The sequence below is a fragment of the Pseudomonas sp. GW821-FHT09D08 genome (assembly GCF_059416305.1).
In genome coordinates this window covers 527,797-549,928 of sequence record NZ_JBWKOX010000002.1, presented here as the reverse complement: position 1 = coordinate 549,928, position 22,132 = coordinate 527,797, and the positions used below count along the sequence as shown (strand labels likewise).

Genomic DNA, 22,132 nt, shown 5'->3' with positions numbered 1-22,132 from the left:
TCAGGATGTTTTATAGCTCCGGCCTGCTCAAAAGGAAGGTGACTAATGCGTATTGATCGTTTAACCAGCAAATTGCAGTTGGCCTTATCGGACTCCCAATCCTTGGCGGTGGGGCTTGACCACCCGGCCATTGAGCCTGCGCACTTGATGCAGGCACTCCTGGAACAGCAAGGTGGTTCTATCAAGCCCTTGCTGATGCAGGTGGGCTTTGATGTCAACAGCCTGCGCAAGGAGTTGAGCAAAGAGCTCGACCAACTGCCGAAAATCCAAAACCCTACCGGCGACGTGAATATGTCGCAGGATCTGGCGCGCCTGCTTAACCAGGCAGACCGCCTGGCCCAGCAGAAGGGTGACCAGTTCATCTCCAGCGAACTGGTGCTGCTCGCCGCCATGGACGAGAACAGCAAGCTTGGCAAGTTGTTACTCGGCCAGGGTGTCAGCAAGAAAGCCCTGGAAAACGCCATCAACAACCTGCGTGGCGGTGATGCGGTTAACGACCCCAACCACGAGGAGTCGCGCCAGGCCCTGGACAAGTACACCGTCGACCTGACCAAGCGTGCCGAAGAGGGCAAGCTTGACCCGGTGATCGGCCGTGACGATGAAATTCGTCGCACCATCCAGGTTCTGCAGCGTCGCACCAAGAACAACCCGGTGTTGATCGGTGAACCTGGCGTGGGTAAAACCGCGATTGCCGAAGGCCTGGCCCAGCGCATCATCAATGGTGAAGTGCCGGACGGCCTTAAAGGCAAGCGCCTGCTGTCCCTGGATATGGGGTCATTGATCGCCGGTGCCAAGTTCCGCGGTGAATTCGAAGAGCGCCTGAAATCCCTGCTTAATGAACTGTCGAAGCAGGAAGGGCAGATCATTCTGTTTATCGACGAGCTGCACACCATGGTCGGCGCCGGTAAAGGCGAGGGCTCCATGGATGCTGGCAACATGCTCAAGCCCGCCTTGGCGCGGGGTGAGTTGCATTGTGTCGGTGCTACCACGCTTAACGAATATCGCCAGTACATTGAGAAAGATGCGGCCCTTGAGCGGCGTTTCCAGAAAGTCCTGGTGGAAGAACCGAGCGAAGAGGACACCATCGCGATCCTGCGGGGCCTGAAAGAGCGCTACGAGGTCCACCATAAAGTGGCGATCACCGACGGCGCGATCATTGCGGCGGCCAAATTGAGCCATCGCTACATTACCGACCGTCAATTGCCGGACAAGGCCATCGACTTGATCGACGAAGCGGCCAGCCGCATTCGCATGGAGATCGACTCCAAGCCGGAAGTGCTCGACCGCCTGGATCGTCGCCTGATTCAACTGAAAGTCGAGTCCCAGGCACTTAAGAAAGAAGAGGACGACGCGGCCAAGAAACGCCTGGAGAAACTTCAGGAAGAAATTCTCCGCCTGGAGCGCGAGTATTCGGACCTCGAAGAAATCTGGACCTCGGAAAAAGCCGAAGTACAGGGCTCTGCGCAGATCCAGCAAAAGATCGAGCAGTCGCGCCAGGAGCTGGAAGCCGCACGTCGTAAAGGCGATCTGAACCGCATGGCCGAGTTGCAGTACGGGGTGATCCCGGACCTGGAACGCAGCCTGCAAATGGTCGACCAGCACGGTAAGGCTGAAAATCAGCTGTTGCGCAGCAAGGTGACCGAGGAAGAAATCGCCGAAGTCGTTTCCAAGTGGACCGGCATCCCGGTGTCGAAAATGCTTGAAGGCGAGCGTGACAAGCTGCTGAAGATGGAGCACCTGTTGCACCAGCGCGTGATCGGCCAGGAAGAGGCGGTCGTGGCGGTGTCCAACGCGGTACGGCGTTCCCGCGCCGGCTTGTCCGACCCGAACCGTCCGAGCGGCTCGTTCATGTTCCTCGGCCCGACCGGGGTGGGTAAGACCGAGCTGTGCAAGGCCCTGGCCGAGTTCCTCTTTGATACTGAAGAGGCCATGGTACGGATCGACATGTCCGAATTCATGGAGAAACATTCGGTGGCTCGCCTGATCGGGGCCCCACCAGGCTATGTGGGCTACGAGGAGGGCGGTTACCTGACCGAGGCCGTGCGGCGTAAGCCTTACTCGGTGATCCTGCTGGATGAGGTCGAGAAGGCTCACCCGGACGTGTTCAACATCTTGCTGCAAGTGCTGGAAGATGGACGACTCACGGACAGCCACGGGCGCACTGTGGACTTTCGCAACACGGTGATCGTCATGACCTCCAACCTGGGCTCGGCGCAGATCCAGGAACTGGTAGGTGATCGTGAGGCCCAGCGCGCTGCTGTAATGGATGCGTTGACCACGCACTTCCGTCCGGAATTCATCAACCGGGTCGACGAAGTGGTGATCTTCGAGCCATTGGCGCGGGATCAGATCGCGGGCATCACCGAGATCCAGCTGGGGCGTCTGCGCGGTCGCCTGGCGGAACGCGAGTTGTCGCTGGAGCTGAGCCGCGAGGCGTTGGACAAGCTGATCGCGGTCGGTTACGACCCGGTGTATGGCGCACGGCCTTTGAAACGTGCGATCCAGCGCTGGATCGAGAACCCGCTGGCGCAGTTGATCCTGTCGGGCAGCTTTATGCCGGGCACCAGCGTCGAGGCGACTGTGGAGAACGACGAAATCGTCTTCCACTGAGCTCGGATTGCACTGCAATAAGAGAAGGCCCTGCATCCCAGGGCCTTTTTTTTCGATAGGGCGTTGAACTGTAAGGCAAAGGCTTGTAAAGTGCGCCCCGCAGCAACGTCAGCCCACGGGTTTCTTCTCCCCAAGAAGAAATCAGAAAGAAGCGCAAATCATTGTCTTAAAAGCAATTTAAAGGGTTGACAGGGGTTTTTAAGATTGTAGAATAGCGCGCCTCAGAGACGCTAACGTAGCGATACGAACAGGGTCGAAGAGAAGGTTACACAGCAGTAAAAGTTGTACTTTGAAATATGTAGTTCCGTGATAGCTCAGTCGGTAGAGCAAATGACTGTTAATCATTGGGTCCCAGGTTCGAGTCCTGGTCACGGAGCCAATTTCAAATCGGGGTATAGCGCAGTCCGGTAGCGCGCCTGCTTTGGGAGCAGGATGTCGGGAGTTCGAATCCCCCTACCCCGACCATATTTGGGTCGTTAGCTCAGTTGGTAGAGCAGTTGGCTTTTAACCAATTGGTCGTAGGTTCGAATCCCACACGACCCACCATTTTTGAGACCAGTTAACGCTGGAATCGAATCTTAAGATCAGAGGCCAAAAGCGCTGATCGAAGAAGGCGACTGAAAGGTCGCCTTTTTTTTACCGGGGTATAGCGCAGTCCGGTAGCGCGCCTGCTTTGGGAGCAGGATGTCAGGAGTTCGAATCCCCTTACCCCGACCATATTAAAAATCCTCGTATCGAAAGATACGGGGATTTTTTTTGCCTGGAATTATCTCAAGTCCAACACACAACCAATGTGGGAGGGCGCAAGCCCCCCACATTGGCCAGTCCCGCAAGGGACTCTGTTGTTAGTGAAGCTTCAGGCGCGGTTCAGTCCCGCGTCCGATCTTGCTGCCCAGCATCAGCATCGCCGTGCGGAAGAAGCCATACAGCGCCATCTGGTGCATGCGGTACAGCGACACATAGAACATCCGCGCCAGCCAGCCTTCCAGCATCACGCTGCCGGTCAGGTTGCCCATCAGGTTACCCACCGCCGAGAACCGCGACAGCGAGATCAGCGACCCATAGTCGGTGTACTTGTACGCCGGCAGGTCCTTGCCCTCGATACGCAGTTTCAATGACTTGGCCAGCAACGAGGCCTGTTGGTGCGCGGCCTGGGCCCGTGGCGGCACATTGCGGTCGTTGCCCGGTTGCGGGCACGCGGCGCAGTCGCCAAAGGCGAAGATGCTTTCATCGCGGGTGGTTTGCAGCGTCGGCAGCACTTGCAGTTGATTGATGCGATTGGTTTCCAGGCCATCGATGTCCTTGAGGAAAGCCGGGGCCCGAATCCCGGCGGCCCACACCTTGAGGCTGGCAGGAATCACCTGGCCACTGCTGGTGATCAATGCGTCGGCAGTCACTTCGCTGACCGCTGAGTTGGTCAGCACCGTCACCCCGAGCTTTTCCAGGGTTTTATGCACAGGCCCGCCAATCCGCTCCGGCAAGGCAGGCAGTACACGAGGGCCGGCTTCGATCAGGGTGATGTGCATGTTTTCCGGCTTGATGCGGTCCAGGCCGTACGCCGCCAGCTCGTGGGCCGCGTTATGCAGCTCTGCGGCCAGCTCGACGCCCGTTGCACCCGCACCGACGATGGCGACGCTGATCTTTTCCACCACATCGGTCTGCCCGGCGTGGGCGCGCAGATAGTGGTTGAGCAGCTGTTGGTGGAAACGCTCGGCCTGCTTGCGGGTATCGAGGAACAGGCAGTGCTGCGCCGCGCCCTCGGTGCCGAAATCATTGGTGGTGCTGCCCACCGCAATCACCAGGCTGTCATAGCCCAGCACGCGCGCGGGCACCAGTTCGCGGCCTTCTTCGTCGAGGGTGGCGGCCAGCTGGATTTTCTTCTGTTCGCGGTCGAGCCCGCTCATGCGCCCCAGTTGGAACTCGAAGTGGTTCCATTTGGCCTGGGCGACGTAATTGAGTTCGTCTTCCGAAGAGTTCAGTGAGCCGGCAGCGACTTCGTGCAGCAAAGGCTTCCAGATATGGGTGAGGTTGGCGTCCACCAGCGTGATGCTGGCGGTGCCGCGCTTGCCCAGAGTCTTACCCAGGCGGGTAGCCAACTCCAGGCCGCCGGCGCCGCCGCCGACGATAATAATACGATGGATCATGGGGGTATCTCGCAAGGCTAAAGGAAATCGGAGCAGTTACCCCCGCGAGCGCCAGGCAGCTCATAGCGTCAGGTAACTCAAAAGGCGGCTCAGCAGGCCGAGCCCGATCACCACCACCAGCACCACACCAAGGAGCAGCCACGGCCGGAAAGGCTTGCGCTCGACTCGGTTCTGGGAGAGTTGCAGGTACTCTTCGACATGCTGTTGGTCGTCGGGGTTCAGGCGGCTGGTCATATAAGGCCTCGTCAGGTAGACGTTGCAAAAGGGCGCCACGTTACAATGGGGGGATCAGAGGCTGATGCCCACATCGAACACTATGCTGCGCCCCAGGTTGTTGCGCAAGAAATCCGGCGCGTCCGGGTGGGCGAACAGCACCCGGGCAAACGTCGGTCCCACCAGCGACAGCGAGCGCCAGCCCTGGCGCAAGTATTCGGTGGGTGGGGGAAAGTGGCTGTTGAGGTCGAGCACTTCGCGCTTGAGGCTGGTGAACGCGACGATATCCAATTCGCCCAGGTCCATCCCACGCTCTTTGTAGTTGTGGGCCTTCTTGCGCAATGTGGGCGCCAGGCGCAGCAGGAATTCATGGGCGGGGATGCGCCGCGGCTTGGCTTCGCGCCGCACCAGCTGGCTCAGGGAGAATGCACTGCGTCGACGCAACAGTTCGTCACGCCATTCGTCGTTCAGGCGGCGCCCTTCATCGAGTACGAAAAACACCTCGAAACTGGCATCGCGAAACAACACATCGGGCGGTTCTTGCCCGGCGGGGTGAAACTCTTCGGCGCGATAGGGCACATTCAAGCCTTGCAACAGGCGCTGGCAGACCCAACGCTCACGCTCCCATTTGCGGGCATTGGACAGGAACGCATTGGCTTGTTCGGCCGCTACGGTGAGCAGGCGCAAGTAATCTGAGTCATCCATGCCTGCAGCTTAGCGTCCAAATGATGACCGCAGGAAGTCCCGCCGCAAAAGCCAGGGTGTAGACTGGCCTTTCAAGCGTAATTCCCCCCGTATGAGGAGCGTGCAGTGAAGTGTCTGGTGGTGCTGTTGCTGAGTCTTTTGCCGGTATGGGCACAGGCTGTTGAAGTGGGCGAACGCCTCGCTCCCTGGACCTTGCTCGATCAATTCGACCAAGCCTATACCCTCGATAACCAGGCACGGATTCTGTTGGTGGCGCGCAGCATGGACGCGGCCAAGCTGGTAGATGCGGCGCTGCAAGGTCAACCTGAAGGCTACCTCGACGCGCGGCATGCCGTGTTCGTCGCTGACATCCAGCGCATGCCCCGACTGATCGCCAAATTGTTCGCGGTGCCGGCCATGCAATCCTACAACTACCGCGTCATGCTGGACCGTGACGCGCGTATCGCCCCGCGTTATCCCGCGGCGGCGGATAAAGTGCTGTGGCTGCAGTTGGATAACGGTAAGTTGGTTTCTCAACATGAATACGGCACGGCTGTCGAACTGCGCCAGGCCCTGGAGCAGGTGAAGCCGTGATCAGTGCCGCAGTGCTGGCGCCCACAACCCTCGGCATCGGCTGGCTGTTGTATGCACCGGTACTGCTGTGGGCGATCCTGCGTTCGCCCTGGGTCGAGTTGTTTGCCGACCGGCGGCGCCAGCATTTGCTGTTCGGTACGGTGTTCGCACTGTTCATGTTGTGGCTGGTAAGACGGGATTTCGATACTGGTGTGTCCTACCACTTTATCGGTATGACCGCCGTAACCCTGCTGCTGGATTGGCCCTTGGCCATCGTCGGTGGTTTTGCCGCCCAGATCGGGTTGATGCTGCTTGGGCGCCAGGATTTGGCAGCCCTTGGCATCAACGGCCTGCTGCTGATCGTGCTGCCGGTGCTGGTCACCGAGGGTTGTGCGCTTGTGGTCGAGCGAGCGCAGCCACGCAATCCCTTCGTGTATATCTTCTGCTCCGGCTTTTTTGCTGCCGCACTGTCGGCCTTGGTTTGCCTGCTGCTGGGGTTGGGATTGTTGTGGTTCGACGGTCGTTTTGCCATGCCGGAATGGCTGGAGGATTTCGTTGGCTACCTGTGGCTGATCATCTTCCCCGAAGCCTTTATCAACGGCATGGTGATCAGCGCCCTGGTGGTGTTTTGTCCGGAATGGCTGGAGACATTCAACCGCACACGCTACCTCTCGGCGCCCTGGAAGGATGACGAATCGCAGCGTTGACCCAGATCAAATCCCGCGCAGCCGAGCAGGCCCATGCTCTGCGAAGTTTTCCTAGGCAAGGCGGGAGCACGAATCATGAGTGTGTACGAGTGGGCACGGCAGGAGTTGCGCAGGAGCCAGGATGCGGCACAGGAAATCGGTTTCGACCCGGGCTTGACCCTGCGCGCGATGCTCAGCGCGGTGGTGCAGCAGAGCAAGGGCGTACGCAGTTTCGAAGACCTGGCCGACGAGCTGCAATACCTCGCAGAAAACCTCGACGACCAGCAGGAATACGCCTTTATGCGGCCTTAGTGGCGCGGCGGCAGGTCTTCGGAAAACAGCTCGTCTTCGGCATCCGGCGCCACGGGGATCTTGTGTTCCTCGGCGGCCCATGCGCCCAGGTCGATGAGCTTGCAACGGTCCGAGCAGAACGGCCGGTTGGGGTTGGCTGCATTCCATTCCACGGGTGCACCGCAGGTTGGGCAGTCGACGGTCAAGGGTTGGCTCATGATCGGCCTCCACGCAAAGTAAGGTAAAAGTGGTGCAGTCGCTCGACCTCGCTGTGCAGCCAGGCGAGGTCCTGGTCATTGACCAGCACGTCATCGGCATGGTTCAGGCGGTCTTCACGGCTGGACTGTGCCTTGAGAATTGCCTGAACCTGTTGTTCGCTGATGCCGTCGCGCTGCAGGGTACGCTGAATCTGCAGCGATTGCGGCACGTCGATCACCAGGATGCGCTGGGTCATGCTGTACTGGCCGGATTCGATCAGCAGCGGGGACACCAGGATCGCGTAAGGCGAGCGGGCGCGAGCCAGGTGACTGCGAATCTCCTCGCCAATCAACGGGTGCAGCAAGGCTTCCAGCCAGCGGCGCTCTTCGGGCACCTCAAAGATCAGCTTGCGCAACGCGGCGCGGTCCAACTGGCCGTCAGGCTGCAATACGCCGGCACCAAAATGCTCGGCGATGCGGGCCAGCGCCGGCCGGCCGGGTTCGACCACCCAGCGCGCGGCGTGATCGGCGTCCACCAGGTCAATGCCCAGGTCGATAAAGTGCTGGGCTGCCGCACTTTTACCGCTGCCGATGCCACCGGTGAGGCCAAGAATCCAAGGTGTTGCAACAGGAGTGGTCATCTGAAACCGACAGACTGCAAATAGAAGTCGGTTATTTGACCACCCCAGAGCAATGCAATCCAGCCGGCAATTGCCAGATACGGACCAAACGGCATCGGCGTGGACGCCAGGGTCTTGCGCAGGCGCATCAGGATCAACCCGACAAACACCCCCACCAGCGACGACATCAACAGTGTCATCGGCAATATCTGCCAGCCGCCCCAGGCGCCGAGCAAGGCCAGTAACTTGAAATCACCATGGCCCATGCCGTCTTTGCCGGTGACCAGCTTGAACAGCCAGAACACGCTCCACAGGCTCATGTAGCCGATCACGGTGCCCCATAGTGCGTCGGGTAATGTCGTCAGTAATCCAAAACTGTTGACGATCAGGCCCAGCCACAGCAATGGCAGCACCAGCACATCCGGGAGCAACTGGTGGTCTGCGTCGATCAGGCTCATTGCCAGCAATCCCCAACTCAACACCAGCACCGTTGCGGCCTGCCATCCAAAGCCGAAATGCCAGGCGACCCAGGCCGAGATCAACCCGCAGGCGAGTTCCGTGAAAGGGTAGCGAGGGCTGATGGCTCCCTGGCAATGGGCGCAGCGCCCCCTGAGCATCAGGTAGCTGAGCAGTGGAATATTTTCCCACGGCCGGATGGGATGGTCACAGTGTGGGCAGCATGAGTTGGGGTGCATCAGGTTGTAGGTCGGCCCGCCAGGTTCGGCAGGCAAGCCGAGCACTTCATGGGCCTGGGCACGCCATTCCCGTTCGAGCATTTTTGGCAGGCGCCAGACCAGCACGTTGAGGAAACTGCCGACGATCAGCCCCAGTACCAGCGCGATGGTGACAAAGGCCAATGGGTGCTCGTTCAGCAGCAGGCTCAAAATGCACTCCCCAGTTGGAAGACCGGCAAGTACATGGCGATGACCAGCGCGCCGACAATGCCCCCCAGCACCACCATGATCAACGGTTCCATCAGGCTGGTGAGGTTGTCGACCAGGTTGTCCACGTCAGCCTCATAGTGGCTGGCGACCTTTTCCAGCATGTGTTCCAGGGTGCCCGACTCTTCGCCGATCACTGTCAGTTGGATCGCCATGCCGGGAAACAGGCCGCTGTTGACCATGGATTGATTCAGTTGCATGCCGTTGGATACATCGTGACGCATATGTTCGATTGCCTGTTTGAACGGGCCGTTTCCCACGGCGCCGGCGACTGAGTCCAATGCCTGTACCAGTGGAACACCGGCGGCAAAGGTCGTGGAGAGCGTGCGGGCGTAGCGGGCCACGGCGGATTTTGTCAGCAGTTTGCCTGCCAGGGGCGCTTTCAACAAACCGGTGTCCAGCCAGCAGCGAAACCCCGACGAGGTCCGATAGGCCTGGCGCAGCGCAGCGGCTCCCGCGACGATGCCCAATACCAGCATCCACCATGCGTGCTGCATGAACGCCGACAGGGCGATCACGTGCAAGGTAAATGCCGGCAGTTTGCCGTCGACTCCGGCGAACAAGGCCTGGAACTGCGGCACCACGTGGACCAGCAGTATGCCGGTGACCAGGCTGGCAACCACCAGGACAGCAATGGGGTAGGTCATGGCCTTTTTGATCTTGGCCTTGAGCTGCTCACTCTTTTCCCGGTGGATCGCCACCCTCTCCAGCAGTGTCTCAAGCGCCCCAGCCTGTTCGCCGGCGGCCACCAGGTTGCAGTACAGCTCATCGAAATGACGCGGTTGTTTGCGTAATGCCTCAGCCAGGCTGCTGCCGGCGGCGATCGCTTGTTTAAGCCCCATCACCTGTTCACGCACAGCGCGATTGTCGACGCCTTCGCTGATGATGTTGAAGGCTTGCAGGAGTGGAACTCCAGCCTTCAGCAGCGTAGCCAGTTGGCGCGTGAACAGCGTGATATCAGCCGCTTTGACTGATGGGGTGAGGTTTGGCAGCAGCAGGGATTGCTTGCGCACACGACCGGGGCTGATCCCTTGCTGGCGCAGTTGTGCCTTGACCAGGGCCGCGTTGTGCCCCTTGGTTTGCCCGGACACCCTGCGCCCTTTACGGTTGATACCTTCCCAGGCGTAAATCGTTGAAGCGTTGTCCATGTCGCGGTTCCGCATACAGGCTGTCGAAGATTTATAGCTTAGTCAGGTGACGGATTCGGGCATGCCGATGGTGCGGGATAAAAATGTCAGAATGTGCGTCTTGAGCGCGATTGGCCGCTTGCGGGTGAGTACACTGGCGCCGTTGCAAAAACGGGGTGCAGGACGCGCCTTGTCATGAGTTCTATTCGGGAGAGTGAATGTGATACGTCAGAAAGGCTTTACCTTGATCGAGTTGTTGATCGTCGTGGCAATCATCGGCATTTTGGCCACCATCGGCCTGCCCATGTACACCACCCACCAGGCCAAGGCCAAGTTCACTGCCGGCCTGGCTGAAATTGCCGCGTTGAAGGCCGGTTACGAAGACACCATCAACCAGGGCACCGTACCCACCGTGGCCTTGATCGGCGGCACCAGTCCTACGGCCAACTGCAGGATCGAGGTGGCAGGCGATGTGGCCACGGGGGCGGGCTCCATCAGTTGCGAAATACTCGACGCACCGGCACCGGTGCTGGGCAAGACCATCACCCTGGTCCGCAGCGCCACCGGCTGGAAGTGCGCGACGACCGCTGAAGCGAAATATGCCGGCAAGGGCTGCGGCACCGACGGCGCGTAACTGCTAAACCATCCACAGGGAAGTAGAGGTGGCCGATGGTGTTATCCGTACAGCAGCGAGGCGGTGTTTTCCTGGTAGCAGCGGTGTGCCTGTTGAGTGTCGGGATTTGTGCGCCGTTCGGCGGGCATGATCTACAGCGTGTCATGCAAATTGCCATCGGGTTTTGCGCGGTGCTGTATGGGGTATCGGTTACTTCCATTGAACCTTGGGTAGACAGGCCCACTGCCTGGGGCGTGGCGCTGGTTGTGGGGCTGGGCGTGCTGTCGTCGACGCTGGCCCATCAGCCGCTGTGGGCGCTTACCGAAGTGGCGCTGTTTGTCAGCTGCGCGGCGATTGCCGTCGCCTTTGCCCTGGTTCGTCGTCACGGCGGCGAGCCTTTGGATCGCGTGCTGATCCTGGTTGTGGTGTTGCTGTGCCTGATCAAGTCGGTTCAGTATCTGTATGCCGGTACGTTGCTGCTCGTCAGTGGCGAGCGCGTACTGGACCCTGGCGGGTTGCTGTCGGGCTTTTCCAACAAGCGTTTCTACGGACAGTTTCAGACATTTACCTTGCCATTGCTGGCGCTGCCTTTACTGATACCCAATGTCTCCCGCGCCTTGCGGGGGATGGTGTTTGCGTTGCTGTGTGTCTGGTGGATGATCGCAATCAGCGGCGGTACGCGGGGTACCTGGCTTGGCATGGGCGTGGCGGGCGTGATGTTGGCGCTGCTTGGGCCCTGGGGGCGTCGCTGGCTGGGATGGCAGTCGGCCGCAGCGTTGATTGGGCTGTGGCTGTATTGGCTGGTATTCACGGGACTGTCGGATTACCTGGGGATTGCGCTCACCAATGATGCCGGAGATCGCCTCACCACCTCGCTGTCGGGACGGGGTCCGATCTGGTGGCAGGCGTGGTACATGCTCATCGAGCGCCCGTGGCTTGGTTTTGGGCCGATGCATTTTGCCGATATAGCCAACAGGATTGCCGCTCATCCCCATCAGGCGATTCTGCAATGGGCCAGCGAATGGGGTGTGCCCTCGGCGCTGTGCGTGGCGGTGTTGGCATGGCGAGGCGGCTGGGCCGCGTTGGCTGTGCTGCGCGAGCGAGCGCTGTCCGCCGCGCGGGTTGACCTGCTGCGCTTGTGCCTGTTCGCGGCGTTGGTGGGGGCGCTGGTGCAGTCCATGGTCGATGGCGTGATAGTGATGCCCAACTCCCAGGTCTGGTTGGCGCTGGTGGTGGGCTGGCTGATGGCGCTGCATGAGCTGCGCACGCCAGCAAGCGCTGCGCTGCCGTTGGCCCGCAGGCTATGGAAAGCCTTGGCTGTGTTGGCCATTGGTCTGTTGGTGTTTATCGCGGTGCGCGATGTGCCTCACCTCCAGCAAGCCCAAAAACAGTACCTTGGCGATGAAGGTCGTCACCTGCAACCACGCTTTTGGGCTCAGGGGGTCATTGCCCGTTGAAGGGCGCAAGTTGCCGGACGCCCGATGCGGTGCTAGCTTTAGCCCACCGCCCGTGTAGCTCAGTTGGTAGAGCAGCGCACTCGTAACGCGAAGGTCGCAGGTTCGATTCCTGTCTCGGGCAAAAAGGCAATACTGCTTCAAAGGCAATGTTTTCAGATGATCCCAGAATGGTTCTGAAGGCCAGACGAGTTGGCACGTGTGCCGGCTCTTTTGTATCTGCGCAAACCTTGATGACCCAGATGCATCCCCATTCCTCGATCTAAGAGAACGACATGACCACGACTGAAATGACCCAGGAAGTTCGGCATCAAGCAGCCCTCGAAAAATACCTTGAGGAATCGCCGCAGCTCAAAGAAGAGATCAAGGACCTGAGCGCCGATGATCAGCGCGACCAGATCCAGTGGGCGTTTGAGGACGAGGCCGAGAGCCAGGGCTTCCAGCCTTGGGAACTGACCCTCAAGTACACCTCGACGCCGGAAGAGTTCGAAGCGGCACGGCTGGCCTTGCACAAAGAGGCGGCCGAGGTGCTGGGTGTCGAATGGGAAGAATACTGCGAGATGAACGACCTGGTCGTTTAAAAGCAGCTTGTAGGAGCGAGCTTGCTCGCGAAAATCGCTAACGATGACGCGGGCTGCCTGGTTCCCTGCGGCGTTCTCAGGTTTTTCGCGAGCAAGCTCGCTCCTACAGTTAAGGTGCTCAGATACTGAGGCGCATCGACAAATCCACCGCCTTCACATCCTTGGTCATCGCACCAATGGAAATGTAGTCCACCCCCGTCTCCGCGATAGGCAGCAGGGTGCTTTCATTGATCCCGCCGCTGGCTTCCAGCTTGGCCTTGCCGCCATTCAGGCGCACGGCTTCACGCATATCTTCCAGGCTCAACTCATCAAGCATGACGATGTCGGCGCCCGCCGCCAGCGCTTCGCGCAGTTCGTCCAGGCTCTCCACTTCGATTTCCACCGGCTTGCCGGGTGCGATCTTGTGGGCGGCGCTGATGGCTTGGGCAATCCCGCCGCTGGCAGCGATGTGGTTTTCCTTGATCAGGAACGCATCATACAAACCGATACGGTGGTTGTGGCAGCCACCGCAGGTCACCGCGTATTTCTGCGCGAGGCGCAGGCCGGGCAGGGTTTTTCGAGTGTCCAGCAGCTTGACCTGGGTGCTGGCGACAAAATCCGCCAGGAACCGGGCGCGTGTGGCGACCCCGGAGAGTAACTGCAGGAAGTTCAGGGCAGAGCGCTCGCCACTGAGCAGCGAACGCGCCGGCCCCTCCAGGTGGAACAGTGCCTGGTTGGGGCTGACGCGTTCGCCGTCGGCCACCTGCCAGTGCACGGCGACCCGTGGGTCCAGTTGGCGGAATACGGCATCCACCCAAGCAGTGCCGGCGATGACTGCGGCGTCGCGGGTAATGATGGTGGCCGTGGCCAGCCGTTCGGCCGGGATCAACTGTGCGGTGATGTCGCCGCTGCCGATGTCTTCCAGGAGCGCGCGGCGCACGTTGGCTTCGATTTCAGCGGTGAGGTCGGCAAGACGGAGGTTCGGCATAACAGGCTCCACAAACAAAGTGTCCCGATTATAGGGGCAGCGTGCGTTTGAACCCAGGCTCACCACTCATTTACAGCGCAATGTCAGAGTTTGCTGGCGCAACGGCACTCATTTGCAAGATAATCTCGCGCCTTGCAATTGGCGTCATAGCTTTGACGTCCTGGTGATAACCGGTTATCCACAGCCTTATTGGGCCTGTACCCGATCTTTCCCCAACGCTTTACCGCCGTTTCAGGAGGCCAGGATGCACAATGACGGAAAGGTGGTGCCAATCAACAAGGCACAAGCCACGCCATCGCCGCTCGCGCGCCTGCCGGTGGTGCTGCTGCAGGTTCGCGACAAGGCGGCGCAGCAGTTGCAGCAGGGTTTACAGGAACTGTTCGATAACGCCGACGACACCTTGTTCGAAATGGCCGACAAGGCCCGCAGCAACGTGGACCACCATATCTTCTTTGAGGCCATGCGCGACCTGCGCCTCAAGCGCAAGAATTTCGAGCGCGTGTTCATGGAGCGGCTGTTCGAAGCCTTTGGCAACCTGGGGCTGGCGGGCCGTGGTGAACTTCAGTTGGTGCCGGTGGTGTCCTATGACGCGGCCTCAGGCACGTCCAAGGATGACCTGGAAAAAGCCGTCGCGCTTGAGGCCATGCTGGGCCGGGTGCGCCACCGCGACGGCCTGGCGCTGGCGCAACTCACGGCACGCTTGAGTGCCTTGCTCGGCAATCGTCTGGACGACCGTGAAAACCCCCTGGGCCCGGCGCTGTTGTGCGAGTTTTTCCTGCGTGCCGGGCGTAGCCTGGGTGTGGAGATCCGCGTCAAGCTGATCATGCTCAAGCTGTTTGAAAAATACGTCCTCAGTGATGCTGACCAGCTGTACGGTGAAGCCAATCAACTGCTGGTCGCGACCGGCGTGTTGCCGGAACTCAAGGCTGCGCCATCCCGTCGTCCCTGTGGCCGTGCCGCCCGTGATCATCAGCGTGAAGAGGTATTGCCGAGCACCGACCAGCCCATCGACGAAAATGGCCAGCAAGCCTTCAGCGCCTTGCAGGCGTTGTTGACCGTCGTGCGTGGTAGCGTGTCGCCTACCCTTGAAGCCAGTGCCGAACCCCAGCCCATCGCCACCCGCGATCTGCTGCGGCTGTTATCCCACTTGCAGCAGTACGTCCCGGAGCCGGAAGCCGAGGATGATTTCGACCTGTGTAACCAGCTCGAGCAGTTGCTCACCCGTGTCAGCGTCAAGAGTGGCAAGTCGCGGGTGGTGGAGGATGCGGATGAAGATGTGATCAACCTGATCGCCCTGCTGTTCGAATTCATCCTCAATGACCGCGCAGTGCCGGACGCCTTCAAGGCCTTGATCGGCCGCCTGCAGATCCCGATGCTGAAAGTGGCGGTGCTGGACAAGAGCTTTTTCAGTCGCCCCGGTCATCCGGCTCGGCGCCTGTTGAATGAAATCGCTACCACCGCCATGGGCTGGAGCCCGGTCGATGACTTCCAGCGAGACAGCCTGTACCTGCGCATAGAGCAGGTGGTTCAGCGTTTACTCAATGAGTTTGTTGAAGACCCGGCGATTTTTTCCCAATTGCTGACTGAATTCACTGCGTTCACTGCCGATGAGCGTCGTCGCAGCGAATTGCTTGAACAGCACACCCGCCATGCTGAAGAAGGGCGCGTGCGTACAGAAGCGGCGCGGGCACGGGTGGCCGAGGTACTGAATCGACGGATGCTGGGCAAGGTTTTGCCGCAGGCGGTGGTGCAGTTCCTGCAACAGGCCTGGAGCCAGGTGCTGTTGCTGGCCAGCCTCAAGCACGGCGAGCAGTCGGTGCAATGGCAAGCAGGGCTGCGCACCATGGATGAGCTAATCTGGAGTGTCAGCCTGCCGGCAGACACTGAAGCCGGGGTGCACTTGCTGGAGCAGTTGCCCGGGTTGCTCAAGGCACTGCGCGACGGGTTGACCAGTGCTGCATTCGACCCCTTCAGCACCCGTGATTTTTTTGTGCGCTTGCAGACCCTGCATGTCCGGCCGCCCGAGGGTGGCGATGGATGGCTCGAAGTGCGTGAACCCTTTGTGTTCAGCGTACTGCCGCTCGATCCCCTCGAGGGCCTGCCGGAGGATGATCCGGACCTGGCCAAGGTGCACCAATTGCGCGTCGGTGACTGGGTCGTGTTCCAGCAGGGCCCGGCAGGCACCCTGCGGTGCAAGCTGACGGCGATCATGGCGCCGGCCAACACCTATATTTTCGTCGGCCGTACCGGGCTCAAGGTCCTGGAGAAGAGTGCCGGCCAACTGGCGATGGCATTCAAGCGTGGCGCGCTGCATAACCTCGACGATGAGCCGCTGTTCGAGCGGGCGCTGGCGGCGGTGGTGGGCAAGCTGCGTCAACTCAATCGCGGCAAGTGATCGCAACCACGGGGTCGAACGCGGCATACTGGTCACACTTAGTCACGTTCAAGGATCCTGTATGCAGTTGGACCCCGCCAGCGGCTGGTGCCAGGGCATTCGCCATTGCCCTTCACCCAACTTCAACGAGCGCCCGGCAGGCGAAATCTCACTGTTGGTGGTGCATAACATCAGCCTGCCACCCGCGCAGTTCGCTACCGGCAAAGTGCAGGAGTTTTTCCAGAATCGCCTGGACGTCACGGAACATCCCTACTTTGAAGGGATTGCCGACCTACGGGTGTCTGCGCATTTTCTGATTGAGCGCGATGGCACGGTGACGCAGTTTGTGTCCTGCATAGACCGGGCCTGGCATGCCGGGGTCTCGTGTTTCGAAGGGCGTGAGACGTGCAATGACTTTTCCCTGGGCATAGAGCTTGAAGGTACGGATGATTTGCCGTTCACCAACCCCCAGTATGTGTCGCTGATCGACCTGACACGGCAGTTGCTGGCAGCCTATCCAGGTATTACGCCGCAGCGTATCTGCGGCCATAGCGATATCGCTCCGGGGCGCAAGACCGATCCCGGCCCCGCTTTTGATTGGGTGCGCTTTCGCAGCGCCCTGCAGGATGGAGGACACGCACGATGAGTTTTCTGGTGTTGGTGCTGGCCGTGTGGATCGAGAAGTTCTCGGCCCTGCGCCAGCGGTTGCAGCGTGATGGCGGCTGGTTGCGCGAATTGGCCAAGTTGGAGTCGAGCCCGCGCATGGGCAAGCAGCCGTGGCTGATTCTGGTCCTGCTGGTGTTGCTGCCGGTGGCGTTGCTGGCGTTGTTGCTGCTGGTGCTGGAACCGGTGGCCTATGGTTTGTTGGCGCTGCCGGTGCACTTGCTGGTGGTGATCTACAGCTTGGGCCGTGGCGATCTATTGGCTGGGCTGGGGCCATTTCGCGATGCCTGGCGCCGTGGTGACCTGCAGGCGGCCGAACATGTGGCCGAGCGCGACCTGAAGCTGGGCGCCGACAGCGGCGAGCAACTGCTGGAGCGCGTCCAGGGCCATCTGTTGTGGCAGGCCTACCAGAGTTTTTTCGCCGTGATTTTCTGGTACTTCCTGTTGGGGCCGGTCGCCGCGCTGGCCTATCGGCTGCTGGCGCTTGCCAGTGAGCACAGCCAGAACCCTCTGGTGGCCGAGCGCGCCGGGCAATTGCGTCACGCGTTCGACTGGCTGCCGGTGCGCCTGCTGGCGGCCAGTTTTGCCCTGGTGGGCAACTTCGTCGCGGTCAGCCGTGTCATGCTTCACGAGTTGTTGAGCTGGGACATCAGCGCCGCGCAACTGGTGGAAAAAGTCGGCCTGGTCGCCGCTGAAATCCCCCCTCCGGCCCTGGGTGCCGAAGGCATCAATAGCCTGGATCACCTGTGGGAACTGCTGCTGCGTGCGGCGGTGCTGTGGTATGCCGGTTTTGCCATTTGGACCGTGTTGCCCTGACTCCTGTGATAAGCGGGCTTGTCGAATCGTCGCACCGCCCGCGCCGGGCTGCGCAGCAGCCCGCTGCAATCTTCGTCCGTTAACTTTACGTTACAAAACTCCCTTTCAAATTGAGCTATACAGACAGAGCGCCAAATAGTGGCTTTCTGCCGCCGCCCTGCGCCCGAATAAAAATAAAACAAAGAAAAGGGAGGTCACCTGTGAAGAGCTTGCTCTATCCCGCCGTCGCGCTGATGAACCGTCTTAGCTTCGGCATGAAGTTCAGCCTGATCAGTGTGCTGTTCCTGCTACCGATGCTGGCTACCAACTATTACCTGGTGCGTGATTCCTGGCGCGAATTCCAGGGCACCCGTGTCGAGCTGCAAAGCCTGGATTTGCTCGGCAGCAGCCTGGTCCTGCGCCGTGACCTGGAAACCCTCAATAACCAGGTGCAGATCAACGCAATACTTGGCCAGTCCGGCAAGGCCGCTGACCTTGAGGGCAAGATCAGCGCCTTGGAGCAGAGCGTGCTCGCCCGTCTGCAAGGCCTCACCCCGATGGCTGCCGAACCTGAGCAAGTCGCCGCCTTTGAAGGTAAGCGTGACGAACTGATCACCGCCTTCCAGGCCCAGCAACAGGAAAGCTCGCTGCAGAGCAAAAGTGCGTTGATCGGCAAGTTGCTCAACAAGGCCCAGATGCTCAGCCAGATCATTGCCAGCCAGTCCGGCTTGAGCCGCGATCCCCAGAGTGACTTGCGCCAACTCAGCGAGCTGATCACCAGTGTCACCCCGCAGGTCACCCAGACCTTGGGAGAAGGCCGGGCGATGGGGGCCTACTCCCTGGGCCAGGGTTTTCTCAACTCATCTTCCAGTACCCGCTTCGACGAACTGCTGCAACAGTTGGAAAAGCTCCAGGCCGAATACGCCTTGAAATTGCAGGACGTCCTGGGCTCCAGCAACGCCGCGCATGCAGCACTCGACAGCCTGGCAAAGACCAGCAACGCCAGCCTCAAGCACGGCAGCGAGTTGTTCGAAGAACAGGTGGTGATGGCCGAAACCCTTGATGCGCCCTGGCAGGGTTTCTATGACAGCGTCAGCCAATTGATGGAGCACACCTATCAGCTCGATGACGCCACCCTGACGTTCCTCGGGCAGCAGCTGGAGCAGCGCCTGGCGCAGAACCGTACGCACATGGTGGTGCTGGTCTCGGCGCTGACGGCGGTGTTTTTGCTGATCTTTTACCTGTATGCAGGGTTCTACGCGTCTACGCGCACTACGTTGCGGCGCCTGGGGGCGATGATGGACAAGGTGGCCGCCGGCGACATGACCGTTACCTTTGTTGCCCGAAGCCGCGATGAGTTGGGCGACCTGGGCCAAGTGTTCAACGGCACCGTGGCGAAAATCCATGACTTGATCGAGCGCGTCGGGCATACCGTCAGCCAGGTCGAGTTGCAGGCCAGCCAAGTGGAAACGGTCTCGGCCCGGAGCAATCAGGCGGTCTCTGGCCAGCGCATGCAGATTGAGCAGGTGGCGACGGCCATGAATCAAATGTCCTCCACCGCCCAGGAAGTGGCGCGCAGTGCCGCAGCGGCGGTCAGCAGTGCCCACAGCGTCAACGATGAAACCGTCAATGGCCGCGGCCTGGTGCAATCCCAGCAGGGCAGCATTGCGCGGCTGGCCTCGGAGATCGACCAGTCGGTAAGGGTGATCAACCAATTGGCCACCGACAGCCAGTCCATCAGCAGCGTCCTGGAGGTGATCAAGAGCATCGCCGAGCAGACCAACCTGCTGGCACTCAATGCGGCCATCGAGGCCGCACGGGCGGGTGAGCAGGGACGCGGCTTTGCCGTGGTGGCCGACGAGGTGCGAACCCTGGCCCGGCGGACCCAGCATTCCACCGAAGAAATCGAGCAAATGATCAGCCGCCTGCACAGCGGCGTGGCCGCAGCCGTGAAGGCCATGGGCACCAGCCATGAAATGGCCAGCGGCACCGTGGAACAGTCGGACAAGGTCCAGCAAGCCTTGGAAAATATCCTCGGTGCCGTGGGCATGATCGTCGATCAGAATCAGCAGATCGCCGCAGCGGTGGAGCAGCAGACCGCCGTTGCCCATGACATCGACCAGAATATCGTCGAAATCAATCGTGCCGGCGAGCATGCTGCCCAAGGCGCGCATCAGACTGAAGCGGCGAGCCGGCAGCTGTCGATACAGGTGATCGAGTTGAAACAACTGATAGGGGCCTTTCGTGTGTAAGGCGGTGGCGTAGGATTAGTCTTGGGTTGGTGTAGTGCCTGTCCTGATTTCCTGAAGTGCCTTTTATGCGCGGGTGAATGAGTGAAAATTTGTGTCACTCAATCAAGGTCCAAGGGAGGCATGACGATGACCACTGCAGTCGGCATCAAGGGGCACTGCGCCCATTGCGACATCACGTTTGAACTCAAGCCTTGGCAGTTGAACGCCATCGCCATTGAAGAACCCTTTGATTGCCCGTATTGCCAGCGCGTCCTGGAGTTGAACTGCCCCCGGCAGTTGCGACATTTCAAGGCGCTGGACCATTGGGCGCTGGTATGCCCGAGCATGGCCGTGCTGACGTGCGTGGTGCTGATCGTGGCGCTGGTGACGGAGTGGATTGGCCTGATCAGTGTGGTCGGGCAGCTCAACGTGTCATTGATGGTGCTGCTGGTGCACTTCCTGGTGCTGCGCTATGTCCGTCATCGGCAGCGAATGACCTTGAACCTGCAAGCGGTGACCCCGGTATTACCAATTGAACAGCTCGCACGCATTGCGTGTGCTCGCCTCGGCCAGCGCTAGGGGGCTGGTGCCCATACGCTCGGCCAGGGCGGTGCAGATCGCCGGCAGGTGCTCCGGGCTGTTGCGCTGGCCCGGGTACATGGCCGGCGCCATGTCGGGGGCGTCGGTTTCCAGTACGACCGCGTTCAGCGGCAGCTGTGCCAGCACCTTATGCATGCGCAGGGCCTGGGGCCATGTGGCTGCGCCGCCCAGGCCGAGCTTGAACCCGAGCTTGATGTATTCATGGGCTTCTTCCCGGCTGCCGGCAAACGCGTGGATGATGCCGCCCCGTGGCAGGCGGATGCGCTTGAGCGTGGCGATCACGGCCGCGTGGCTGCGACGTACGTGGAGCAGCGCCGGCAGTTGGAAGTCCACCGCCAGTTTGAGCTGGGCTTCGAACAGGCCTTGCTGGCTTTCGCGATCCAGCTGTTCGAGAAAGTAATCCAGGCCGATCTCACCTACCGCGCAGAGCTGTCGATGGCCGTGCAGGCGGGTCAACCAGTCGCCCAACTCCGTCAGGTCGGCGGGCTTGTGCTCATCGAGGTACACCGGGTGAAGGCCAAAGGCCGCGAACAAACCGGCATCCGCCTGCACCAGATCCCACAGCCGCTGCCAATTCTGCTGATACACCCCCAGCACCACCATGCGCCGCACGCCCAACTCACGGCTGTGGGCGAGGACTTCCCGGCGATCGCTGTCGAAGTCCGGGAAGTCCAGGTGGGTGTGGGTGTCGATCAGCTCCACGCTCAGGCCTCGTGGATACGCTGCTTGAAGGTCCGGCCGATGGCGTGCACGCCCGGTTGGTATTGTTCTTCTTCAATGGCGGCCAGGGCCAGGCGCAGGGCGGTGTCGGCAATCAGCTGATGTTGCTGGGCCATGGCGTTGACCGGCAGCGGCAGGAAGTCCAGCAACTGGGTGTCACCAAACGTGCCCAGGCGCAGCGGGCGTGACTTGAGCGGGAAGTCATGCAATGCGTCGAACACACCTTGCAGCAGCACGTAGGACGTGGTCACCAAGGCGTCAGGCAAGTGCCCCAGTTGATGCAGAAGTTGCTCCATCAGCTGTCGGCCACAGTCGCGGCTGAAGGCTTCGCCGTGTTCGACGATGACCTCGCCGGTGAAACCGTCGAGCGCTTCACGGAAACCGGCCGCACGCTCCTGGCTGATGCTCAGCTCGGGCCGCGCGCCAATCAGCACGATCTGCTTGGGCAGCGGTTGCAGCAAGCTGCTGGTCAATTGCTGGCAGGCCTGGCGGTCGTCGCTGACCACCGAGCAGAACTGGTCCGCCCCCATCACCCGGTCGATGGCAATCACCGGCAAACCCTTGGCTTGCAGCTCGCGGTAACTGTCGTCGCTGGCCGGCAGGCAACTGGCGACGAACAGCGCGTCGCAACGGCGGGCGCGGAACAGTTGCAGCAGTTGGCGCTCGCTCTCGGCTTCATCGTCTGAGCTGGCGATCAGCAACTGATAGCCGCGGGCCCGTGCACCTTGCTCCAGCAGCTTGGCGATACGTGCGTAACTGGGGTTTTCCAGATCCGGGAGGATGAACCCCAGGGTACGGGTATGCCGGCTGCGCAGCCCGGCGGCCTGGGGGTTGGGCGTAAAGCCATGGGCTTCAACCACGGCACGCACGCGCTCGACGGTCGCGCTGCTGATGCGTTGCTGTGCGGCTTTGCCATTGATGACATAGCTGGCGGTGGTCACGGACACACCGGCCAGACGTGCGATATCACTGAGTTTCAAACCGGGATTTCCTTGTTTTTTGGAGCTCGCCCCGACATTTTGTCCAATCGTAACCGATTCCTGCACAC

The 22,132-nt window shown here is 60.5% G+C and carries 22 protein-coding genes, 5 tRNA genes and 2 pseudogenes; 19 read left to right on the top strand and 10 right to left on the bottom strand.

All coding sequences use genetic code 11. The features are described from left to right. Positions 1–45: 45 nt before the first annotated feature. The 5 genes from clpB to AC07OP_RS05520 all read left to right on the top strand — a co-directional run bounded on the left by clpB (position 46) and on the right by AC07OP_RS05520 (position 3,327). Positions 46–2,610 (top strand): ATP-dependent chaperone ClpB, encoded by a 2,565-nt coding sequence (gene clpB, locus AC07OP_RS05540; RefSeq protein ID WP_141156723.1) that lies wholly within the window; start codon positions 46–48, stop codon positions 2,608–2,610. 303 nt (positions 2,611–2,913) lie between these two features. Then, a tRNA-Asn gene (locus tag AC07OP_RS05535) sits at positions 2,914–2,989 on the top strand. Positions 2,990–2,998: 9 nt separating this feature from the next. Beyond that, positions 2,999–3,075: transfer RNA gene (locus tag AC07OP_RS05530), tRNA-Pro, on the top strand. Positions 3,076–3,080: 5 nt separating this feature from the next. Beyond that, positions 3,081–3,156: transfer RNA gene (locus AC07OP_RS05525), tRNA-Lys, on the top strand. Positions 3,157–3,250: 94 nt separating this feature from the next. After that, positions 3,251–3,327 (top strand) — tRNA-Pro (locus AC07OP_RS05520). A gap of 128 nt (positions 3,328–3,455) precedes the next feature. On the opposite strand, the gene AC07OP_RS05515 is transcribed toward AC07OP_RS05520, so the two are convergent. From AC07OP_RS05515 to AC07OP_RS05505, 3 genes are read right to left on the bottom strand one after another with little or no spacing between them, the layout of a single operon-like run. Beyond that, positions 3,456–4,754: an NAD(P)/FAD-dependent oxidoreductase gene (locus AC07OP_RS05515; RefSeq protein ID WP_495101102.1), complete on the bottom strand. Its 1,299-nt coding sequence runs from the start codon at positions 4,752–4,754 to the stop codon at positions 3,456–3,458. 60 nt (positions 4,755–4,814) lie between these two features. Beyond that, positions 4,815–4,988 carry a DUF3094 family protein gene (locus AC07OP_RS05510; RefSeq protein WP_016976295.1) on the bottom strand — a complete coding sequence of 58 codons (174 nt, stop codon included), beginning with the start codon at positions 4,986–4,988 and terminating at the stop codon, positions 4,815–4,817. Positions 4,989–5,042: 54 nt separating this feature from the next. Beyond that, the gene (locus AC07OP_RS05505) at positions 5,043–5,672 is read right to left on the bottom strand and encodes a DUF1780 domain-containing protein (protein WP_027604891.1); all 630 of its coding nucleotides are present in this window, start codon (positions 5,670–5,672) and stop codon (positions 5,043–5,045) included. Between the two features lie 105 nt (positions 5,673–5,777). Here AC07OP_RS05505 and AC07OP_RS05500 point away from each other — a divergent pair, with 105 nt between their 5' ends. From AC07OP_RS05500 to AC07OP_RS05490, 3 genes are all read left to right on the top strand, one after another. Further along, positions 5,778–6,245, top strand: a complete 468-nt coding sequence (locus AC07OP_RS05500; RefSeq protein WP_495101103.1) for an FAD/FMN-containing dehydrogenase — start codon at positions 5,778–5,780, stop codon at positions 6,243–6,245. Further along, positions 6,242–6,931 (top strand): energy-coupling factor ABC transporter permease, encoded by a 690-nt coding sequence (locus AC07OP_RS05495; RefSeq protein WP_115486603.1) that lies wholly within the window; start codon positions 6,242–6,244, stop codon positions 6,929–6,931. Before AC07OP_RS05500 ends, AC07OP_RS05495 begins: the two co-directional genes overlap by 4 nt. A 75-nt stretch (positions 6,932–7,006) precedes the next feature. Next, on the top strand, positions 7,007–7,222 hold the full coding sequence (locus tag AC07OP_RS05490) for a hypothetical protein (RefSeq protein WP_003171680.1): 216 nt from the start codon (positions 7,007–7,009) through the stop codon (positions 7,220–7,222). Here AC07OP_RS05490 and yacG read toward each other — a convergent pair. From yacG to AC07OP_RS05470, 4 genes are read right to left on the bottom strand one after another with little or no spacing between them, the layout of a single operon-like run. Beyond that, positions 7,219–7,419, bottom strand: a complete 201-nt coding sequence (yacG, locus tag AC07OP_RS05485) for a DNA gyrase inhibitor YacG (RefSeq protein ID WP_027604888.1) — start codon at positions 7,417–7,419, stop codon at positions 7,219–7,221. The two genes, AC07OP_RS05490 and yacG, sit on opposite strands and share 4 nt — an antisense overlap. Beyond that, entirely contained in the window at positions 7,416–8,039 is a 624-nt protein-coding gene (gene coaE, locus AC07OP_RS05480; protein ID WP_027604887.1) for a dephospho-CoA kinase, read from the bottom strand. Before coaE ends, yacG begins: the two co-directional genes overlap by 4 nt. Continuing rightward, on the bottom strand, positions 8,036–8,902 hold the full coding sequence (locus tag AC07OP_RS05475; protein WP_495101104.1) for a prepilin peptidase: 867 nt from the start codon (positions 8,900–8,902) through the stop codon (positions 8,036–8,038). Before AC07OP_RS05475 ends, coaE begins: the two co-directional genes overlap by 4 nt. Further along, on the bottom strand, positions 8,899–10,107 hold the full coding sequence (locus tag AC07OP_RS05470) for a type II secretion system F family protein (RefSeq protein ID WP_495101105.1): 1,209 nt from the start codon (positions 10,105–10,107) through the stop codon (positions 8,899–8,901). The genes AC07OP_RS05475 and AC07OP_RS05470 overlap by 4 nt, the downstream gene beginning before the upstream one ends. 202 nt (positions 10,108–10,309) lie before the next feature. Here AC07OP_RS05470 and AC07OP_RS05465 point away from each other — a divergent pair, with 202 nt between their 5' ends. The 5 genes and pseudogenes from AC07OP_RS05465 to AC07OP_RS05445 all read left to right on the top strand — a co-directional run. After that, positions 10,310–10,720 (top strand): pilin, encoded by a 411-nt coding sequence (locus tag AC07OP_RS05465; protein ID WP_495101179.1) that lies wholly within the window; start codon positions 10,310–10,312, stop codon positions 10,718–10,720. 35 nt (positions 10,721–10,755) lie between these two features. Continuing rightward, the gene (locus AC07OP_RS05460) at positions 10,756–12,156 is read left to right on the top strand and encodes an O-antigen ligase family protein (RefSeq protein ID WP_495101106.1); all 1,401 of its coding nucleotides are present in this window, start codon (positions 10,756–10,758) and stop codon (positions 12,154–12,156) included. A gap of 48 nt (positions 12,157–12,204) precedes the next feature. Further along, a tRNA-Thr gene (locus AC07OP_RS05455) sits at positions 12,205–12,277 on the top strand. Between the two features lie 151 nt (positions 12,278–12,428). After that, positions 12,429–12,734 carry a DUF6388 family protein gene (locus tag AC07OP_RS05450; protein ID WP_027604882.1) on the top strand — a complete coding sequence of 102 codons (306 nt, stop codon included), beginning with the start codon at positions 12,429–12,431 and terminating at the stop codon, positions 12,732–12,734. Between the two features lie 21 nt (positions 12,735–12,755). After that, positions 12,756–12,845: pseudogene (locus AC07OP_RS05445) on the top strand (outer membrane lipoprotein carrier protein LolA); the annotation flags it as partial. 7 nt (positions 12,846–12,852) lie between these two features. Here AC07OP_RS05445 and nadC read toward each other — a convergent pair. Continuing rightward, complete coding sequence (nadC, locus tag AC07OP_RS05440) at positions 12,853–13,701, bottom strand: carboxylating nicotinate-nucleotide diphosphorylase (protein WP_027604881.1); 849 nt, start codon at positions 13,699–13,701, stop codon at positions 12,853–12,855. Positions 13,702–13,945: 244 nt separating this feature from the next. On the opposite strand from nadC, the gene AC07OP_RS05435 reads away from it, so the two are divergent. The 6 genes and pseudogenes from AC07OP_RS05435 (at position 13,946) to AC07OP_RS05410 (ending at position 20,343) form a co-directional block, all read left to right on the top strand. Beyond that, positions 13,946–16,096 (top strand): DUF1631 domain-containing protein, encoded by a 2,151-nt coding sequence (locus AC07OP_RS05435; RefSeq protein WP_495101107.1) that lies wholly within the window; start codon positions 13,946–13,948, stop codon positions 16,094–16,096. Between the two features lie 61 nt (positions 16,097–16,157). After that, positions 16,158–16,721 carry a 1,6-anhydro-N-acetylmuramyl-L-alanine amidase AmpD gene (gene ampD / locus AC07OP_RS05430; RefSeq protein WP_092358802.1) on the top strand — a complete coding sequence of 188 codons (564 nt, stop codon included), beginning with the start codon at positions 16,158–16,160 and terminating at the stop codon, positions 16,719–16,721. After that, the gene (gene ampE, locus AC07OP_RS05425; protein WP_115486609.1) at positions 16,718–17,554 is read left to right on the top strand and encodes a regulatory signaling modulator protein AmpE; all 837 of its coding nucleotides are present in this window, start codon (positions 16,718–16,720) and stop codon (positions 17,552–17,554) included. Before ampD ends, ampE begins: the two co-directional genes overlap by 4 nt. A gap of 233 nt (positions 17,555–17,787) precedes the next feature. After that, positions 17,788–18,879: pseudogene (locus AC07OP_RS05420) on the top strand (methyl-accepting chemotaxis protein); the annotation flags it as partial. Beyond that, positions 18,856–19,785, top strand: coding sequence for a methyl-accepting chemotaxis protein (locus AC07OP_RS05415; protein WP_495109904.1), 930 nt, complete (start codon positions 18,856–18,858; stop codon positions 19,783–19,785). The pseudogene AC07OP_RS05420 and the gene AC07OP_RS05415, both read left to right, overlap by 24 nt. Before the next feature lie 126 nt (positions 19,786–19,911). Next, on the top strand, positions 19,912–20,343 hold the full coding sequence (locus tag AC07OP_RS05410; protein ID WP_495101108.1) for a hypothetical protein: 432 nt from the start codon (positions 19,912–19,914) through the stop codon (positions 20,341–20,343). Here AC07OP_RS05410 and AC07OP_RS05405 read toward each other — a convergent pair. Then, complete coding sequence (locus AC07OP_RS05405) at positions 20,290–21,066, bottom strand: TatD family hydrolase (protein WP_495101109.1); 777 nt, start codon at positions 21,064–21,066, stop codon at positions 20,290–20,292. The genes AC07OP_RS05410 and AC07OP_RS05405 overlap by 54 nt on opposite strands. Positions 21,067–21,068: 2 nt before the next feature. Next, positions 21,069–22,064 carry a catabolite repressor/activator gene (cra, locus tag AC07OP_RS05400; RefSeq protein WP_065924093.1) on the bottom strand — a complete coding sequence of 332 codons (996 nt, stop codon included), beginning with the start codon at positions 22,062–22,064 and terminating at the stop codon, positions 21,069–21,071. Positions 22,065–22,132: the final 68 nt, after the last annotated feature.

Excerpts from the sequence above, each read along its gene's own strand:
- clpB (WP_141156723.1), top strand. The coding sequence starts at position 46 with ATGCGTATTGATCGTTTAACCAGCAAATTGCAGTTGGCCTTATCGGAC.
- AC07OP_RS05515 (WP_495101102.1), bottom strand. The coding sequence starts at position 4,754 with ATGATCCATCGTATTATTATCGTCGGCGGCGGCGCCGGCGGCCTGGAG.
- AC07OP_RS05510 (WP_016976295.1), bottom strand. The coding sequence starts at position 4,988 with ATGACCAGCCGCCTGAACCCCGACGACCAACAGCATGTCGAAGAGTAC.
- AC07OP_RS05505 (WP_027604891.1), bottom strand. The coding sequence starts at position 5,672 with ATGGATGACTCAGATTACTTGCGCCTGCTCACCGTAGCGGCCGAACAA.
- AC07OP_RS05490 (WP_003171680.1), top strand. The coding sequence starts at position 7,007 with ATGAGTGTGTACGAGTGGGCACGGCAGGAGTTGCGCAGGAGCCAGGAT.
- yacG (WP_027604888.1), bottom strand. The coding sequence starts at position 7,419 with ATGAGCCAACCCTTGACCGTCGACTGCCCAACCTGCGGTGCACCCGTG.
- coaE (WP_027604887.1), bottom strand. The coding sequence starts at position 8,039 with ATGACCACTCCTGTTGCAACACCTTGGATTCTTGGCCTCACCGGTGGC.
- AC07OP_RS05470 (WP_495101105.1), bottom strand. The coding sequence starts at position 10,107 with ATGGACAACGCTTCAACGATTTACGCCTGGGAAGGTATCAACCGTAAA.
- AC07OP_RS05460 (WP_495101106.1), top strand. The coding sequence starts at position 10,756 with ATGGTGTTATCCGTACAGCAGCGAGGCGGTGTTTTCCTGGTAGCAGCG.
- AC07OP_RS05450 (WP_027604882.1), top strand. The coding sequence starts at position 12,429 with ATGACCACGACTGAAATGACCCAGGAAGTTCGGCATCAAGCAGCCCTC.
- nadC (WP_027604881.1), bottom strand. The coding sequence starts at position 13,701 with ATGCCGAACCTCCGTCTTGCCGACCTCACCGCTGAAATCGAAGCCAAC.
- AC07OP_RS05435 (WP_495101107.1), top strand. The coding sequence starts at position 13,946 with ATGCACAATGACGGAAAGGTGGTGCCAATCAACAAGGCACAAGCCACG.
- ampD (WP_092358802.1), top strand. The coding sequence starts at position 16,158 with ATGCAGTTGGACCCCGCCAGCGGCTGGTGCCAGGGCATTCGCCATTGC.
- ampE (WP_115486609.1), top strand. The coding sequence starts at position 16,718 with ATGAGTTTTCTGGTGTTGGTGCTGGCCGTGTGGATCGAGAAGTTCTCG.
- AC07OP_RS05415 (WP_495109904.1), top strand. The coding sequence starts at position 18,856 with ATGACCGTTACCTTTGTTGCCCGAAGCCGCGATGAGTTGGGCGACCTG.
- AC07OP_RS05410 (WP_495101108.1), top strand. The coding sequence starts at position 19,912 with ATGACCACTGCAGTCGGCATCAAGGGGCACTGCGCCCATTGCGACATC.